Consider the following 15,366-nt stretch of genomic DNA (forward strand, 5'->3'; position numbering starts at 1 on the left):
GGCTATTTCACGCCTGATTCATCCGAGCCGCCTGCAAGCGGCGAGGTGGAGAGATGCCACGGCGTCTTTCTACAGCTGCCGCAACAACGCCCCGATCGCGTCTCGGTCCCAGCCGTGCGCCAGCGCCAGGCGCAGCGCGATGCGGGCCTGCAGCGGATTCAGTTCGTGCGAGGCCAGCAGGCCTGAATCGGCGTCGGACGCCTTGGCCGTGACCGGGCCGCGCGGCACGTGGCTGGCCCGGACGCAGATCAGCCCTTTGCGGCGCGCCTGGGCGCAGCCGCGCTCGGCCGCCTGGCTGAGGCTGCCGTTGCCCATGCCCGCCACCACGATGCCCCGGGCTCCGGCCTGGATGGCGGCCTGATAGGGGTGCGGCGGGGCATCCTGGTAATCCTGGATGATGTCCACGAGAGGCAGCGACCGCAGGCCCGCCAGGGGCAGCGCGGGCGCCGTCAGCGGATCGGGGCGCTGCCGGTAGCGGACCTGCCCGTCGCAGACCGACCCCAGGACGCCCACGCCGTCGCCGCCGAAGGCGTCCACCCGGGTGGTGTGGCCCTTGGCCGCCTGGCGGGCCGCCAGGATGAGATCGTTCATGGCGATCAGGACGCCGCGCCCCTCGCTGGCCGGATCGCGGGCCGTCAGCAGGGCGTTGATCAGGTTCAGGGGGCCGTCGGCGCTGGGGGCCGAGGCGGGACGCATGGCCCCTGTCAGCACCACGGGTTTCGGCGTGCGCACGGTCAGGTGCAGCAGGAAGGCGGTTTCTTCCAGGCTGTCGGTGCCGTGCGTGATGACGATGCCGTCCACCGTGTCGTCCTGGACGGCCTGCGACACGCGCCGGGCCAGCTGCAGCACCTGCGCGGTGCGCAGCGCCCGGCTGTCCACGTTGAACGGCTGTTCGCAGCGGATGGCGGCCAGATCGCCGGCCCCGGGAATGGCGGCCAGCATGGAGTCTATGCCTTCCGTGACCTGGTAGTCGGTCAGCCGGTGGGCGTCGGCCGTGGCGGCGATCGTGCCGCCCGTGCCGATCAGCAGCAGGCGGCGGCGCATCAGGGGTAGAGGCCGCGCACCTGGCGGGCTTCGAGGATGCGCGTGCAGGCCACGATGAAGGCCGCCGTGCGCAGCGACACGCCGTGCTGGCGGGCCACGCCGGACATGGCGCTGTAGGCCGAGCGCATCATGGCTTCCAGGCGGTGATTGATTTCCTGTTCCGTCCAGAAGAAGCTGGAGAAGTCCTGCACCCATTCGAAGTAGCTGACCGTGACCCCGCCGGCGTTGGCGACCACGTCGGGCACGATGACCGTGCCCTTGGCCGAGATGATGTCGTCGGCTTCGGGGGTGGTCGGGCCGTTGGCGCCTTCGACCAGGATGCGGGTGTGGATCAGGTCGGCGTTTTCATGCGTGATCTGGCCTTCCAGGGCGGCCGGGATCAGGATGTCGGTTTCCAGCGACCAGAATTCCTTGGGGCTGAGCGACTGGGTTCCGGCGGCGCCGCCCACGCCGCCCGTTTCGTGCACGTGGTCGATCAGGCCGGGGACGTTCAGGCCGCGTTCGTCGTAGACGATGCCGGTGTGGTCGTACACGGCGACGACCAGGGCGCCGGCTTCGTGGAACAGCCGCGCCGCCGTGCCGCCCACATTGCCGAAGCCCTGGATGGCGACGCGCGCGCCTTTGATGTCGATGCCCGATTCGCGCGCGGCTTCGCAGGCGATCACGTAGACGCCGCGCCCGGTGGCCTCGACGCGGCCCAGGCTGCCGCCCAGCGAGACGGGTTTGCCCGTCACCACGCCGGTCGTGGTGCAGCCCTCGTTCATGGAATACGTGTCCATCATCCAGGCCATGACCTGGCCGTTCGTGTTGACGTCCGGCGCGGGGATGTCCTTGCTGGGCCCGATGATGTCGTGGATTTCGCTGGTGTAGCGGCGCGTGATGCGTTCGAGTTCGGATTGGGAATGCTGGCGCGGATCGATGCGGATGCCGCCCTTGGCCCCGCCGAAGGGGAGGTTGACGGCGGCGGATTTCACCGACATCCAGGCCGACAGGGCCATGACTTCGGACAGCGTGACGTCCTGGTGGAAGCGCACGCCGCCCTTGCCCGGCCCGCGCGACGTGTTGTGCTGCACCCGATAGCCTTCGAAGTGGGCCACGGTGCCGTTGTCCAGTTCGATGGGCACGTCCACGACCAGGATGCGCTTGGGGCGCTTCAGGGTTTCAACCCATCGGGCCAGGTTGCCCAGGTACGGAGTCACCCGGTCGACCTGCTCCAGGTAGATCCCCCAGGGCCCCGGATGAGCAGGGTCCAGATACGAGGGCAAGGGGTGGGAATGCGGTTCAGCCATGATGTGCAGCCTTTTGATGAATTCAGAAATGACAAGGACATACAACCGGCACCATTTTAGTGCGGCCCCGCGCATCTGTGGAGTCAGGGAAGATCATCATATGCGGCGGCGGGCGGTCCCGCCGCGCCGGTTGCGGCGCTTCCAGGGTTATATGGAATCAACGATTTGTTCGTTCCGTTGCGGCGCCCGCGCGGGCACACTGTTTTTCGTCGCGGGGCGTCGCCGCCTGTTTTCGCGACGCCCCCCATCCTGATGGAGACATGCCGTGCCCGCCGCCCTGACCGATCCGCTCCTGCTTCGTTGGCAAGCCTTGCTGGCCCGCCTGGAGACGATCGCGGCGGACCATCCCGACGCCGTCCTGGCCTCGTCCATGGGGGTGGAGGACACGCTGCTGATCCATGCCCTGGCGCAGCTGCCGCGGCCCCTGGGAGTCTTCATGCTGGATACAGGGCGGCTGCATGCGCAGACCCTCGGCATGGTGGACGTGATCCGGGATCGCTACGGCATCGAGGTGCGGGTCATGCATCCCGATCCCGCCGCCGTGCGGGCCCACGTGGCGGCGCATGGGGAATTCGCCTTCTACGACAGCGTCGCGCTGCGCAAGGAATGCTGCGGCATCCGCAAGGTCGAACCCTTGCGCCGGGCGCTGGCGGGGCGTTCGGCCTGGATCACCGGGCAGCGCCGCGAACAGTCCGTGACCCGCACGGACCTGCCCGAGTCGCAGCGGGACGAGACCTTCGGGCTGCGGAAATACAACCCGCTGGCGGCCTGGACGACCGACGAGGTCTGGGCCGTCGTGCGGGCGCTGGACATTCCCTACAACCCCCTGCATGACCGAGGCTATCCGTCCATCGGCTGCGAGCCCTGTACCCGCGCCGTGCGCCCGGGCGAAGACCCCCGCGCCGGCCGCTGGTGGTGGGAACAGCGCGACAGCCGCGAATGCGGCCTGCATGCCTCCAATCTTAGAGAAACTTCATCATGACGACTGCGATTGCTTCCTCGACCCGTACCCACCTGGACTGGCTGGAATCCGAAGCCATCCACATCCTGCGCGAAGTGGCCGCCGAATGCGCCCGGCCCGTGCTGCTGTTTTCCGGGGGCAAGGATTCCTGCGTGCTGCTGCGGCTGGCGGAAAAGGCCTTCCGGCCGGGGCGCTTCCCCTTTCCCCTGATGCACATCGACACCGGGCACAACTTCCCCGAAGTCATCGAATTCCGGGATCGCCGCGTGGCGGAACTGGGGGAGGAACTGATCGTGCGCGGGGTCGAGGACTCCATCGCCCGGGGCACGGTGGTGCTGCGCCACGCCACGGATTCGCGCAATGCCGCCCAGGCCACGACGCTGCTGGAAGCCATCGCGGAATTCGGCTTCGACGCCTGCATCGGCGGCGCCCGGCGCGATGAGGAAAAAGCCCGCGCCAAAGAGCGCATCTGTTCCTTCCGAGACGAGTTCGGCCAGTGGGATCCCAAGGCCCAGCGCCCCGAACTCTGGAACCTGTACAACACGCGCGTCCACCCCGGCGAGAACATCCGCGTGTTCCCCATTTCCAACTGGACGGAACTGGACGTCTGGCAATACATCGAACGCGAAGGGCTGGACCTGCCGTCCCTGTATTACGCGCATGAACGCGAGGTCGTGCGCCGCCAGGGCCTGCTGGTCCCCGTGACCCCGCTGACGCCGCCGCGCGAAGGCGAGCGGGGCGAGCGCCTGACCGTGCGCTTCCGCACCGTGGGCGACGTGTCCTGCACCTGCCCGGTGGCCTCCGACGCCGCCACGCCGGCCGACATCATCGCCGAGACGGCCGTCGCCACCCTGACCGAGCGCGGCGCCACGCGCATGGACGACCAGACCTCCGAAGCATCGATGGAACGGCGCAAGAAACAAGGATATTTCTGATGAACGCAATCAATGAACAATGGCCGGCCGACCCTGAAACCGGGGTGCTGCGCCTGATCACGGCGGGGTCCGTGGACGATGGCAAATCCACGCTGATCGGGCGCCTGCTGCTGGACAGCAAGGGCGTGTTCGCCGATCAGCTGCAGGCCATCGCCGGGTCCAAGTACACCCGGGCGCCGGACGCGCAATACGACCTGGCCCTGCTGACCGACGGCCTGGAAGCCGAGCGCGAGCAGGGCATCACCATCGACGTCGCCTACCGCTATTTCGCCACCCCGGCGCGCAAGTTCATCGTGGCGGACGCGCCCGGACACGAACAGTACACGCGCAACATGGTCACGGGGGCTTCGACGGCGGATGCCGCCATCATCCTGATCGACGCCAGCCGCGTGGCCGACGGCGAACTGCTGCCGCAGACCAAGCGGCACAGCACCCTGGCGCGCCTGCTGGGCCTGCAGCACATCATCGTGGCCGTGAACAAGATGGATCTGGTGAACTGGGACAAGGCGGTGTTCGACCGCATCCACGCCGCCTACCAGGACCTGGCCGCGCGGCTGGAGATCCCCCGTTTCCATATCGTGCCCCTGTCGGCCCTGTCGGGCGACAACGTCGTCCAGCCCAGCGGCCTGGCGCCCTGGTATCGCGGCCTGCCGCTCTTGCCGCTGCTGGAAAGCCTGCCGCTGGACCCGCATCAGGGCAACGGCCAGGCGCGCTTTTTCGTGCAGTGGGTGATCCGCCATCAGGGCAGCGGTCCCAATGCTTTCCGGGGCTATGCCGGCCAGCTGCAGGGCGGCGCCTGGCGGGTGGGCGACACCGTGCGGGTTCTGCCCAGCCAGGAACCGGCGACCATCGCGCGCCTGTTGCGCGGCGACCGGGAACTGGATGAAGCCCGGCCGGGGGACAGCATCACCGTGGTGCTGGATCGGGACATCGACGTGTCGCGCGGCGACCTGCTGGTCGACGGCCATGCGCAGCCCGCGCTGCGGCAGGATTTCGACGCGGACCTGTGCTGGCTGGACCAGCAGGCCCTGAATCCCGCCCGCCTGTACTGGCTGAAGCTGGGCAGCCGCCTGACCCAGGCCCGGATCCAGGCGGTGCAGACCCGGCGCGACATCCATGAATTGCGCGCGGTGGAGTGGAACGGCACCCTGGCCATGAACGACATCGGCCGGGTCCGCCTGCGGACCCGCGACGCCCTGGCGCTGGATGACTATGAAACGCAGCGGGCGACGGGGTCGTTCATCCTGATCGACACCGCCACGAACCAGACGGCGGCCGCCGGGCTGGTGCGCCTGGGGTGATCGCGGCCCCGGGCGTCATACCCCGTACTGCTTCAGGCCGTCCAGGTCCAGCACCTGGACGGCGCCGTATTCGACCTTCAACAGCCGGGCCGCTTCCAGGGCGCGCAGCGCCTGGTTGGTGCGCTGGCGGGAGATGCGGGCCAGATAGCCGATTTCTTCCTGGGTGATTTCCAGGCGGGTGGAATTGCCGGGATACAGCAGCGGATTGAACAGTTCCGCCAGGCAGCGGGCGACGCGCGCGTCCGGGGCCAGCAGGCGATCGTGCTCGGCCTTGCCGATGAACTGGGCCACCCGTTCGTTCAACTGATGCAGCAGGAAGCGGTTGAAGGGAATACTGTTGTCCAGCAGCCAGTCGAAGGTGTCGCCGCGCAGCCGGGCGATGACGCTGCGGCGCAGGGCGATGATGTCGTATTTGCGGGCTTCGCGTTTCAGCAGGGAGCCTTCGCCGATCCAGCCGCCCGCGGGAACGCCCGTCAGCGAGGCCAGCTTGCCGTCGGCATTGCCCACCGAGACCTTGATCAGGCCGTCGATCACCCCGATCCATGCGCCGGCCACCACGCCCTTGTGTTCGATGATGGTCCCGGCCTCGACCTGGGCCAGGGTCGTGTCGCGGATGACGCGGGCCTGCTGGGCGTCGTCCAGCAAGTCAAACCAGGCGGCATGGGTCTGCAAAGCCCGTGACAGGTTCATGGGGAATTACCCTAGATCGTATGCGAATGTCATATGTGCGACAGTCCGGCGTGGATGCGCCCTGTACCTTAGGACGCATGACGCCCCGGATAAGGGGCGCACCACCCGGCCGCCTGCGATGGCATGCGGCCTGGCCAAGGAGACATCATGGTACAGGAATCCGCCGCGGCGGTGACGTTCCCCGCCTTGTTGATGCACCATGCGCAGGCGCGCGGCCAGCGGCCTGCCATCCGGGAAAAGGACCTGGGCATCTGGCAGACCCTCAACTGGCGCCAGGTGGCCGACGAAGTCCGCCGCATCGCGGCCGGGCTGGCCGATCTGGGCGTGGCCGCGGGCGAGCACGTGGCCGTCGTGGGTGAAAATCGTCCTCGGCTGTATATGGCGATGATGGCCGCCCAGTGCCTGGGGGCCATTCCGGTGCCGCTCTACCAGGATGCCGTGGCCGAGGAAATGGCTTTCGTCCTGCAGGACGCCGAGGTCGGCGTCGTCGTCGTGGAAGACCAGGAACAGCTGGACAAGATGCTGGAAGTCTCCGGCCGCTGCCCGGCGCTGCGGGCGCTGGTCTACGACGATCCGCGCGGCCTGCGCCACTACCGCGACGCCCGGCTGCTGTCCTGGGAAGCCCTGCTGGAACGCGGCGACGCCCGCATCGGCCAGCGGCCCGGGGAAATCGACGAGCGCATGGCCGCCGTCGGGCCGGCCGACACGGCAGCCATGTTCTATACCTCCGGCACCACGGGCAAGCCCAAGGGCGTGGTGCTCAGCCACCAGGCGCTGATCGACCGGGCGCGGGTGATCGAGCGCTTCGAGGGCCTGACCGACCAGGAAGACGTGCTGGCCTACCTGCCGCCCGCCTGGATCGGCCAGAACATGTTTTCCTACACGCAGTTCCTGACCACCGGCTTCACGGTGAATCATCCCGAATCGCCGGATACGGTGTCCATCGACATGCGCGACATCGGCCCCACCTACTATTTCGCGCCGCCCCGGGTGCTGGAAGGCCTGCTCACCCACGTCATGATCCGCATGGAAGACGCCGGCCGCTTCAAGCGCTGGCTGTTCCATCGGGCGATGCGCCTGGCGCGGCGGGTCGGTACGCACGTGCTGGACGGCGACGGGTCCGTGGGGGCCTGGGACCGCTTCAAATATGCGCTGGGGGACCTGCTGATCTACGGGCCGCTGCGCAATACCCTGGGCATGAGCCGGGTCCGCGTGGCGTACACGGCGGGCGAGGCCATCGGGCCGGATCTGTTCGTCTTCTACCGGTCCATCGGCATCAACCTGAAGCAGCTGTACGGTTCCACCGAGACCTCGGTCTTCGTCTGCGTTCAGGCCAACGGCCAAGTGCGCGACGACACGGTGGGGCCGCCCTGCGAAGGCGTGGACATCCGCGTGGCCGACACCGGAGAGATCCAGGTGCGCAGCCCCGGGCTGTTCACCGGCTACTACCGGAATCCCCAGGCGACGGCCGAATCCTATACGCAGGACGGCTGGTATCACACCGGGGACGCTGGCTACCTGGACGCGGACGGCCAGCTCAAGATCATCGACCGCGCGAAGGACGTCGGGCATCTGGCGGACGGCAGCCTGTTCGCGCCCAAGTACATCGAAAACAAGCTCAAGTTCTTCCCCTTCATCAAGGAAGCCGTGGCCTTCGGCGCCGACCGCCCGGAGGTCTGCGCCTTCGTGAACATCGACCTGGAGGCCGTCGGCAACTGGGCCGAACGGCGCGGGTTGCCCTACGCCGGCTACACCGACCTGGCCTCCAAGGACGAGGTCTACGACCTGATCCGCGACTGCGTCGAGCAGACCAACCGGGACCTGGCGCAGGACCCGAAGCTGTCGGCGTCGCAGATCGCCCGGTTCCTGATCCTCCACAAGGAACTGGACCCCGATGACGACGAACTGACCCGCACCCGCAAAGTCCGCCGCGCCTTCATCGCCCAGAAATACGCCGTGCTGGTGGACGCCCTGTTCGAGGGCCGCGCCCGGCAGTACGTCGAAACCGAGGTGAAGTTCGAAGACGGGCGCAGCGGCCGGATCGCCGCCGACCTGCGGATCGAACCGGCCGCCGTCGCCCGGCCCGAAGCCCTGAAGAAGGTGGCCTGAATGACCGAACAGATCGCCTCCGTGGCGGACGAACTCCAGCCCGGCGCCGCCCGCGCCGCCCGCATCGGGCCGGCCATCCTGGACCTGCAGAACATTTCCCTGTCCTTCGGCGGGGTCAAGGCCCTGACCGACATCTCCTTCGACGTGCGCGAACACGAAATCCGCGCCATCATCGGCCCCAATGGCGCGGGGAAAAGCTCCATGCTGAACGTCATCAACGGCGTCTACACCCCGCAGGAAGGCCGCATCCTGCTGCAGGACCAGCAGTTCACGCGCATGAATCCGCGCCGCGCCGCCGAAATGGGCATCGCCCGCACCTTCCAGAACCTGGCCCTGTTCAAGGGCATGAGCGTGCTGGACAACATCATGACCGGCCGCAATCTGCGCATGAAAAGCGGGGTGCTGGCCCAGGCCCTGCGCCTGGGCTCGGCCGAACGCGAGGAGCTCGCCCACCGCGCCGTCGTGGAAAACATCATCGACTTCCTGGAAATCCAGGCCTGGCGCAAGACGCCCGTCGGACGCCTGCCCTACGGCCTGCAAAAGCGCGTCGACCTGGGCCGCGCCCTGGCCATGGAACCGCGCATCCTGTTGCTGGACGAGCCCATGGCCGGCATGAACATGGAAGAAAAGCAGGACATGAGCCGCTACATCCTGGACGTGAACGACGAGTTCGGCACGACCATCGTGCTGATCGAGCACGACATGGGCGTGGTGATGGATATTTCCGACCGGGTGGTGGTGCTGGACTACGGCCGCAAGATCGGCGACGGCACGCCCGACGAAGTCCGGGGCAATCCGGAAGTCATCCGCGCCTATCTGGGCACCACACACTAGGGAAACAGCATGGGATTCTTTCTGGAAACCGTGATCGGCGGCCTGATGAGCGGCATGCTGTATGCGCTGGTGGCGCTGGGCTTCGTACTGATCTTCAAGGCCTCGGGGGTGTTCAACTTCGCCCAGGGCGCCATGGTGCTGATCGCCGCCCTGGCCATGGCCCGGCTGTCGGGCTGGATCGACGGCTGGCTGGGCGGGCAGTCCCTGTGGCTGGCCAACCTGCTGGCCTTCGCGCTTAGCGCCGCCTTCATGTGGCTGATCGCCGTGCTGGTCGAACGCTGGGTGCTGCGCCACCTGGTCAACCAGGAAGCCACCACCTTGCTGATGGCCACGATCGGCATCAGCTATTTCCTGGACGGCATCGGCCAGATCCTGTTCGGCAGTTCGGTGTATTCGATCGACGTGGGCATGCCCAAGGACCCGGTCATCATCCTCGATTCCATGTTCGAAGGCGGCGTCCTGGTCAGCCTGGAAGACCTGACCGCGGCGGTCGTGGCCGCCGTGCTGGTCGCCGCGCTGGCGTTCTTCTTTCAGTACACCACGGTGGGGCGGGCCCTGCGCGCCGTGGCCGACGATCACCAGGCGGCCCAGTCGGTGGGCATCCCCCTGAACCGCATCTGGGTGGTGGTCTGGACCGTCGCGGGCCTGGTGGCCCTGGTGACGGGCATCGTCTGGGGGTCGAAGTTCGGCGTGCAGTTCACCCTGTCCACCGCCGCCCTGCGGGCGCTGCCGGTGGTGATCCTGGGCGGGCTGACCTCGGTGCCGGGGGCCATCGTGGGCGGTCTCATCATCGGCGTGGGCGAAAAACTGTCCGAGGTCTACCTGGGGCCGTTCGTGGGCGGCGGCATCGAGATCTGGTTCGCCTACGTGCTGGCCCTGGTGTTCCTGCTGTTCCGTCCGCAGGGGCTGTTCGGCGAAAAAATCATTGACCGCGTCTGACCGGTTCAGGCGTCACGGGGGAGTCCGCATCCATGTTCTATCGTGAAAACGGCCAGTTCAAGAGCACCTATCGCTCGGATCAGCAGATCTTTCCGATCCGCCAGGACCGCTGGTTCATGGGCGCCCTGCTGGTCGCCGCCTTCGTGGGCGTGCCGGCGCTGGCGTCGGAATACTGGCTGCAGGCCATCCTGATTCCCTTCCTGATCCTGGCGCTGGCGGCCATCGGCCTGAACGTGCTGGTGGGCTATTGCGGGCAGATCTCCATCGGCTCGGGGGCCTTCATGGCCGTGGGCGCCTACGCCGCCTGGAATTTCGGCGTGCGCCTGGACCTGCCCCTGGTGGTGCAGATCCTGCTGGGCGGGGTCTTCGCCACCCTGGCGGGCGTCGTGTTCGGCGTGCCCAGCCTGCGCATCCGCGGCCTGTACCTGGCGGTGACCACGCTGGCGGCGCAGTTCTTCATGGACTGGGCTTTTCTGCGCATTCCGTATTTCACCAATTATTCGACCTCCGGCAATGTGTCCGTCCCGGCCCTGGATTTCTTCGGCCTGCCGGTGGTCACGCCGGTCCAGAAGTACTTGTTCGTGCTGTGCTTCGTCGCGGTGATCGGCGTGCTGACGAAGAACCTGGTGCGCGGGGCGATCGGCCGGCAATGGATGGCCATCCGCGACATGGACGTGGCCGCCGCCGTCATCGGCATCCGCCCGGTCTACGCCAAGCTGACCGCCTTCGCTGTCAGTTCCTTCATCATCGGCGTGGCGGGCGCTCTGTGGGCCTACGTCCACCTGGGGTCCTGGGAACCTCTGGCCTTCGACCTGAATCGTTCGCTGCAGCTGCTGTTCATCATCATCATCGGCGGCCTGGGCTCGGTCATCGGCAGCTTCTTCGGGGCGGCCTTCATGGTGCTGGTGCCCGTGCTGCTGACCAACGTGCCGCACGCCCTGGGGCTGTCCCTCCCCGTGGACGTCGCCGCCCACATCGAACACATGGTGTTCGGCTTCCTGATCGTGTTCTTTCTGATCGTGGAGCCGCACGGCCTGGCCAGGCTGTGGAGCATTGCCAAGGAGAAGCTGAGGATCTGGCCGTTTCCCCACTAGGGCGCGCCGCCCGGCGCAGGCGTGGTCCTGTGCCGGCGGCGGGTCCCGGTGGCGTCATCCCGGGATGCATCCAGCCGGATGCGTTTCATAAATAAGGTGCCATCAGCACCAGGAGGAGCTCAAGATGAAACATGCATTGACCAAGGCCACGGCGGCCGTCGTGATGGCAGCCGCCGGGCTGGCGGGCGTCGCCAGCACCGCCCAGGCCGCCGAAGAGAATTTCATTCCCCTGCTGGTGTACCGCACGGGCTCGTTCGCGCCGCTGGGGATTCCCTGGGCCAACGGCAAGCTGGATTACCTGAAGCTGGTCAACGAGCGTGACGGCGGGGTCAATGGCGTCAAGATCGTCTACGAGGAATGCGAAACCGCCTATTCCACGGACAAGGGTGTCGAATGCTACGAGCGCCTGAAGGACAAGTTCGGCGGCGCGACCGGATACGACACGCAATCCACCGGCATCACCTTCGCCGTGACCGACAAGGCCATGGTGGACGGCCGCTCCGTCGTGACGGTGGGCTATGGCCTGTCGCAGTCGGCCGATGGGCGGGTGTTCAAATGGAACTTCCCGCTGCTGGGCAATTACTGGACCGCCTACGACTCCATGATCCAGGACATCGCCAAGAACCTGGGCGGCGCGGACAAGCTCAAGGGCAAGAAGATCGCCCTGATCTACCACGATTCGCCGTTCGGCAAGGAACCCATCCCGCTGCTGGAGGCGCGCGCCAAGGACAATGGCTTCGAGCTGCAGGTCTACCCCGTGGCCGCCCCCGGGGTGGAACAGAAATCCACCTGGCTGCAGATCCGCAAGAACCGGCCCGACTTCGTCCTGCTGCAAAGCGCCGGCATCATGACGCCGACCGCCATCCGCGAGGCCCAGGCGGTGGGCTATCCGCGCGACAAGATGTACGGCATCTGGTGGGCCAGTTCGGAGACCGACGTGGCCGACCTGGGCGACACGGCCAAGGGCTATCACGGCATCACCATCCAGAACAGCGCCGAACACGGCCGCGTGCACGAGGACGTCAAGAAGTACGTCTACGACAAGGGCCAGGGCGCCGACAAGGACGGCAAGACCTTCGGGTCCATCGCCTACACGCGCGGCATGATGATTTCCATGCTGCAGGTGGAAGCCATCCGCACGGCCCAGGAAAAGTTCGGCAAGGGCAAGGTCATGACGCCTGAACAGGTGCGCTGGGGCTATGAGAACCTGAACCTGGACGAGGCCCGCCTGGAGAAACTGGGGTTCGCCAAGCTGATGCGGCCGGTCAAGACCACGTGCGAGAACCACATGGGCACGGACTGGGCGCGGATCATCCAGTGGGACGGCAAGAAGTTCAATGTGGTGTCCGACTGGTATCAGTCCGACCCGAAATACATCAAGCCGCTGGTGCAGTCTCTGGGTGAAAAATACGCCACGGAAAAGAAACTGCCCGTGCGGGATTGTGCAGCCGAGTAAGCCGTGCCGGGGCCGGGCGCATGCCCGGCCCCCAGGAGAAGATTCATGGAAAGCGCACAGGCCCCCGAACCCGCCGTCCTGCTGAACGTCAACGGCATCGAGGTCATCTACAACCACGTGATCCTGGTGCTGAAGGGCGTGTCGCTCAGCGTGCCCGAAGGCCGCATCGTGGCGCTGCTGGGCGCCAACGGCGCGGGCAAGACCACGACGCTGCGGGCGATCTCGAATCTGCTGCGGGGCGAACGCGGCGAAGTCACCAAGGGCAGCATCGACTATCGCGGCGAACGCATCGAATCGCTGTCGCCGGCCGACCTGGTGCAGCGCGGAGTCATCCAGGTGATGGAGGGCAGGCATTGCTTCGCCCACCTGAGCATCGAGGAAAACCTGCTGACCGGCGCCTATACCCGCAAGCTGGGGCGCGGCGACCTGACGGCCGCGCTGGACCGCGTCTACCAGTATTTTCCGCGCCTGAAGCAGCGCCGCAAGAGCCAGGCGGGTTACACGTCGGGCGGCGAGCAGCAGATGGCCGCCATCGGCCGGGCGCTGATGGCCGACCCGCGCATGATCCTGCTGGATGAGCCTTCCATGGGGCTGGCGCCGCAGATCGTCGAGGAAATCTTCGAGATCGTGCGCGACCTGAACCAGCGCGAAGGCGTCAGCTTCCTGCTGGCCGAACAGAACACCAACGTGGCGCTGCGGTATGCTGATTACGGCTACATCCTGGAAAACGGCCGCGTCATGATGGACGGTTCGGCTCGGTCGCTGGCTGAGAATGAAGACGTCAAGGAATTCTATCTGGGAGTTTCGGGATCTGGCCGCACCAGCTTTCGCGACACCAAGTTCTACCGCCGGCGCAAGCGCTGGCTGGCCTGATTCACGGGAGATGGCATGCAGGCTTACTACGATGCGCGTGAGACGGCGTCCGCCGAGCAGCGGGAACAGGCGCTGTTCGCCCGCCTGCCCGCCGTGGTGGCGGCCGCCCGGGACCGGGCGCCGGCCATCGCCCGGCAGCTGCAAGGCGTCGATCCCGCCGGCCTGACGTCGCGCGGCGCCCTGGCGCGGATTCCGGTGCTGCGCAAAAGCGAACTGCTGCAGATCCAGCACGCCGCCCGCATCGCCCGGCCGGCCGCGCAGGGCGATGCGGAACGGGTGCGGGTGTTCGGCGGGGTGTCGGCCATCGGCTGGGGCGAGGCGCGGCGCGTGTTCGCGTCGCCGGGGCCGATCTACGAACCCGAAAGCGCCCGCTCCGACTATTGGGGCTTCGCCCGCGCCCTGCACGCGGCGGGGGTGCGGCCGGGGGATCTGGTGCACAACTGTTTTTCTTATCACTTCACCCCCGCGGGCTCGATGATGGAGACCGCCGCCCACGCCCTGGGGTGCACGGTGTTTCCCGGCGGGGTCGGGCAGACGGAGCAGCAGGTGCGGGCCATGGCCGACCTGGCGCCCCAGGCCTACACCGGCACGCCCAGCTTCTTGCGCATCATCCTGGAAAAGGCGGATGAAATGGGGGTGGCGCTGCCGTCCCTGCATCGCGCGCTGTTTTCGGGCGAGGCCTATCCGCCGTCGCTGCAGGCCTGGTTCCAGGCGCGCGGCATCCAGGGCTTCCAGGCGTACGGCAGCGCGGATCTGGGCATGATCGCCTTCGAGACCGGCGCCCGCGACGGCCTGGTCCTGAACGAGGACCTGATCGTGGAAATCGTGCGGCCGGGCACCGGCCAGCCCGTGCCGGACGGCGAAGTCGGCGAAGTCGTGGTGACGACCTTCAATCCGGATTATCCGCTGCTGCGCTTCGGCACCGGGGATCTGTCCGCCCTGATGTCGGGGTCGTCGCCCTGCGGCCGCACCAACGGCCGCATCCGCGGCTGGATGGGGCGCGCCGATCAGACGACCAAGGTGCGCGGCATGTTCGTGCATCCCGAGCAGATCGCCCGGGTGTTGGACCGCCACCCGCAGATCGGCCGCGCCCGCCTGGTCGTGTCCGGCGAGATGGGGCACGACGTCATGACGCTGAAGGTCGAATCGGCCGACGGCCTGGACGTGGCCCGCGTGGCCGAGACGGTGCGGGACCAGACCAAGCTGCGGGCCGTCGTGGACGTGGTGCCGGCGGGCAGCCTGCCCAACGACGGCAAGGTGATCGAGGACGTCCGCCGCTACGACTGAATCCGGCGCGCCGGCCGGGAGCGCGGCCGAGCCCGCCGGTGCGTCGACGGTCGGGGCATGGGCCGGCTTGCGTGCGGGTCAGATCTTCTTGCGGTAGACCAGGCTGATGCGTGCGAAGGCCGCCTGCAGTTCGGGGCTGCCCGCCTGGAACACCAGCGGCCGCCCCTTCTGCACGAAGCACACCAGTTTCTTCGAGGCGAACAGCGGGATGAACTTGGTGGACTGGATGTCGCCCCAGGCGACCTCGCGGCGCGAGATCCAGGACTGGCGGATGCCCCAGTCGGAAATTTCCGTCACCGATGTCCACATATGCCAGCTCATCCACAGCAGCGCGGCGAAGCACACCACCAGGCTGGCGACGACCGGCAGCGGCAGGGCGCTTTCGGGCGCGAGCCGCAGCACCAGGAACAGGCGCGTCGCGATGAAGGCCATGATGAGCCAGGCGATCACGCCGATCCAGCGCGGCCAGGCGCGCCCGCGCAGCGGCAGGGGGGCGATCTGTTCCATGAGAGTGGCGTGTTCTTCGGGAGTGGGGCGGTCGAAAGGGGACATTG

14 protein-coding genes are annotated in these 15,366 nt (G+C 67.3%); 10 read left to right on the top strand and 4 right to left on the bottom strand.

From position 1 onward, the window contains the following. Positions 1 to 69: 69 nt before the first annotated feature. On the bottom strand, positions 70 to 1,044 hold the full coding sequence (locus tag Q0263_RS02670; protein WP_298013077.1) for an asparaginase: 975 nt from the start codon (positions 1,042 to 1,044) through the stop codon (positions 70 to 72). After that, complete coding sequence (locus Q0263_RS02675) at positions 1,044 to 2,333, bottom strand: Glu/Leu/Phe/Val dehydrogenase (RefSeq protein WP_298013078.1); 1,290 nt, start codon at positions 2,331 to 2,333, stop codon at positions 1,044 to 1,046. The genes Q0263_RS02670 and Q0263_RS02675 overlap by 1 nt, the downstream gene beginning before the upstream one ends. Before the next feature lie 265 nt (positions 2,334 to 2,598). On the opposite strand from Q0263_RS02675, the gene Q0263_RS02680 reads away from it, so the two are divergent. The 3 genes from Q0263_RS02680 to Q0263_RS02690 are packed head-to-tail and all read left to right on the top strand — an operon-like array spanning position 2,599 to position 5,530. Beyond that, on the top strand, positions 2,599 to 3,315 hold the full coding sequence (locus tag Q0263_RS02680; RefSeq protein ID WP_298013080.1) for a phosphoadenylyl-sulfate reductase: 717 nt from the start codon (positions 2,599 to 2,601) through the stop codon (positions 3,313 to 3,315). Continuing rightward, positions 3,312 to 4,229 (top strand): sulfate adenylyltransferase subunit CysD, encoded by a 918-nt coding sequence (gene cysD / locus Q0263_RS02685; protein WP_298013082.1) that lies wholly within the window; start codon positions 3,312 to 3,314, stop codon positions 4,227 to 4,229. Before Q0263_RS02680 ends, cysD begins: the two co-directional genes overlap by 4 nt. Continuing rightward, complete coding sequence (locus tag Q0263_RS02690; protein ID WP_298013084.1) at positions 4,229 to 5,530, top strand: GTP-binding protein; 1,302 nt, start codon at positions 4,229 to 4,231, stop codon at positions 5,528 to 5,530. Before cysD ends, Q0263_RS02690 begins: the two co-directional genes overlap by 1 nt. A gap of 15 nt (positions 5,531 to 5,545) precedes the next feature. On the opposite strand, the gene Q0263_RS02695 is transcribed toward Q0263_RS02690, so the two are convergent. Beyond that, on the bottom strand, positions 5,546 to 6,220 hold the full coding sequence (locus Q0263_RS02695) for a Crp/Fnr family transcriptional regulator (RefSeq protein WP_298013085.1): 675 nt from the start codon (positions 6,218 to 6,220) through the stop codon (positions 5,546 to 5,548). A gap of 147 nt (positions 6,221 to 6,367) precedes the next feature. Between Q0263_RS02695 and Q0263_RS02700 the strand changes: the two genes are divergently transcribed. The 7 genes from Q0263_RS02700 (at position 6,368) to Q0263_RS02730 (ending at position 14,812) form a co-directional block, all read left to right on the top strand. Further along, positions 6,368 to 8,329 (top strand): AMP-binding protein, encoded by a 1,962-nt coding sequence (locus Q0263_RS02700; protein ID WP_298013087.1) that lies wholly within the window; start codon positions 6,368 to 6,370, stop codon positions 8,327 to 8,329. Further along, a complete protein-coding gene (locus Q0263_RS02705; RefSeq protein ID WP_298013090.1) occupies positions 8,330 to 9,163 on the top strand; it encodes an ABC transporter ATP-binding protein in 834 nt (277 codons plus the stop codon). 9 nt (positions 9,164 to 9,172) lie between these two features. Then, the gene (locus tag Q0263_RS02710) at positions 9,173 to 10,102 is read left to right on the top strand and encodes a branched-chain amino acid ABC transporter permease (RefSeq protein ID WP_298013092.1); all 930 of its coding nucleotides are present in this window, start codon (positions 9,173 to 9,175) and stop codon (positions 10,100 to 10,102) included. A gap of 32 nt (positions 10,103 to 10,134) precedes the next feature. After that, positions 10,135 to 11,196, top strand: coding sequence for a branched-chain amino acid ABC transporter permease (locus Q0263_RS02715; protein WP_298013094.1), 1,062 nt, complete (start codon positions 10,135 to 10,137; stop codon positions 11,194 to 11,196). 124 nt (positions 11,197 to 11,320) lie between these two features. Then, on the top strand, positions 11,321 to 12,652 hold the full coding sequence (locus Q0263_RS02720; RefSeq protein WP_298013096.1) for an ABC transporter substrate-binding protein: 1,332 nt from the start codon (positions 11,321 to 11,323) through the stop codon (positions 12,650 to 12,652). A 45-nt stretch (positions 12,653 to 12,697) separates the two neighbouring features. Next, positions 12,698 to 13,525 carry an ABC transporter ATP-binding protein gene (locus Q0263_RS02725; protein ID WP_298013098.1) on the top strand — a complete coding sequence of 276 codons (828 nt, stop codon included), beginning with the start codon at positions 12,698 to 12,700 and terminating at the stop codon, positions 13,523 to 13,525. Positions 13,526 to 13,540: 15 nt separating this feature from the next. Beyond that, positions 13,541 to 14,812 carry an AMP-binding protein gene (locus Q0263_RS02730; protein WP_298013100.1) on the top strand — a complete coding sequence of 424 codons (1,272 nt, stop codon included), beginning with the start codon at positions 13,541 to 13,543 and terminating at the stop codon, positions 14,810 to 14,812. 78 nt (positions 14,813 to 14,890) lie between these two features. Here Q0263_RS02730 and Q0263_RS02735 read toward each other — a convergent pair whose 3' ends face one another. Then, a complete protein-coding gene (locus Q0263_RS02735; RefSeq protein WP_298013102.1) occupies positions 14,891 to 15,364 on the bottom strand; it encodes a hypothetical protein in 474 nt (157 codons plus the stop codon). Between the last annotated feature and the right edge of the window lie 2 nt (positions 15,365 to 15,366).

Origin of the sequence: uncultured Castellaniella sp., from assembly GCF_937988725.1 — a bacterium.
Taxonomy (GTDB): domain Bacteria; phylum Pseudomonadota; class Gammaproteobacteria; order Burkholderiales; family Burkholderiaceae_B; genus Castellaniella.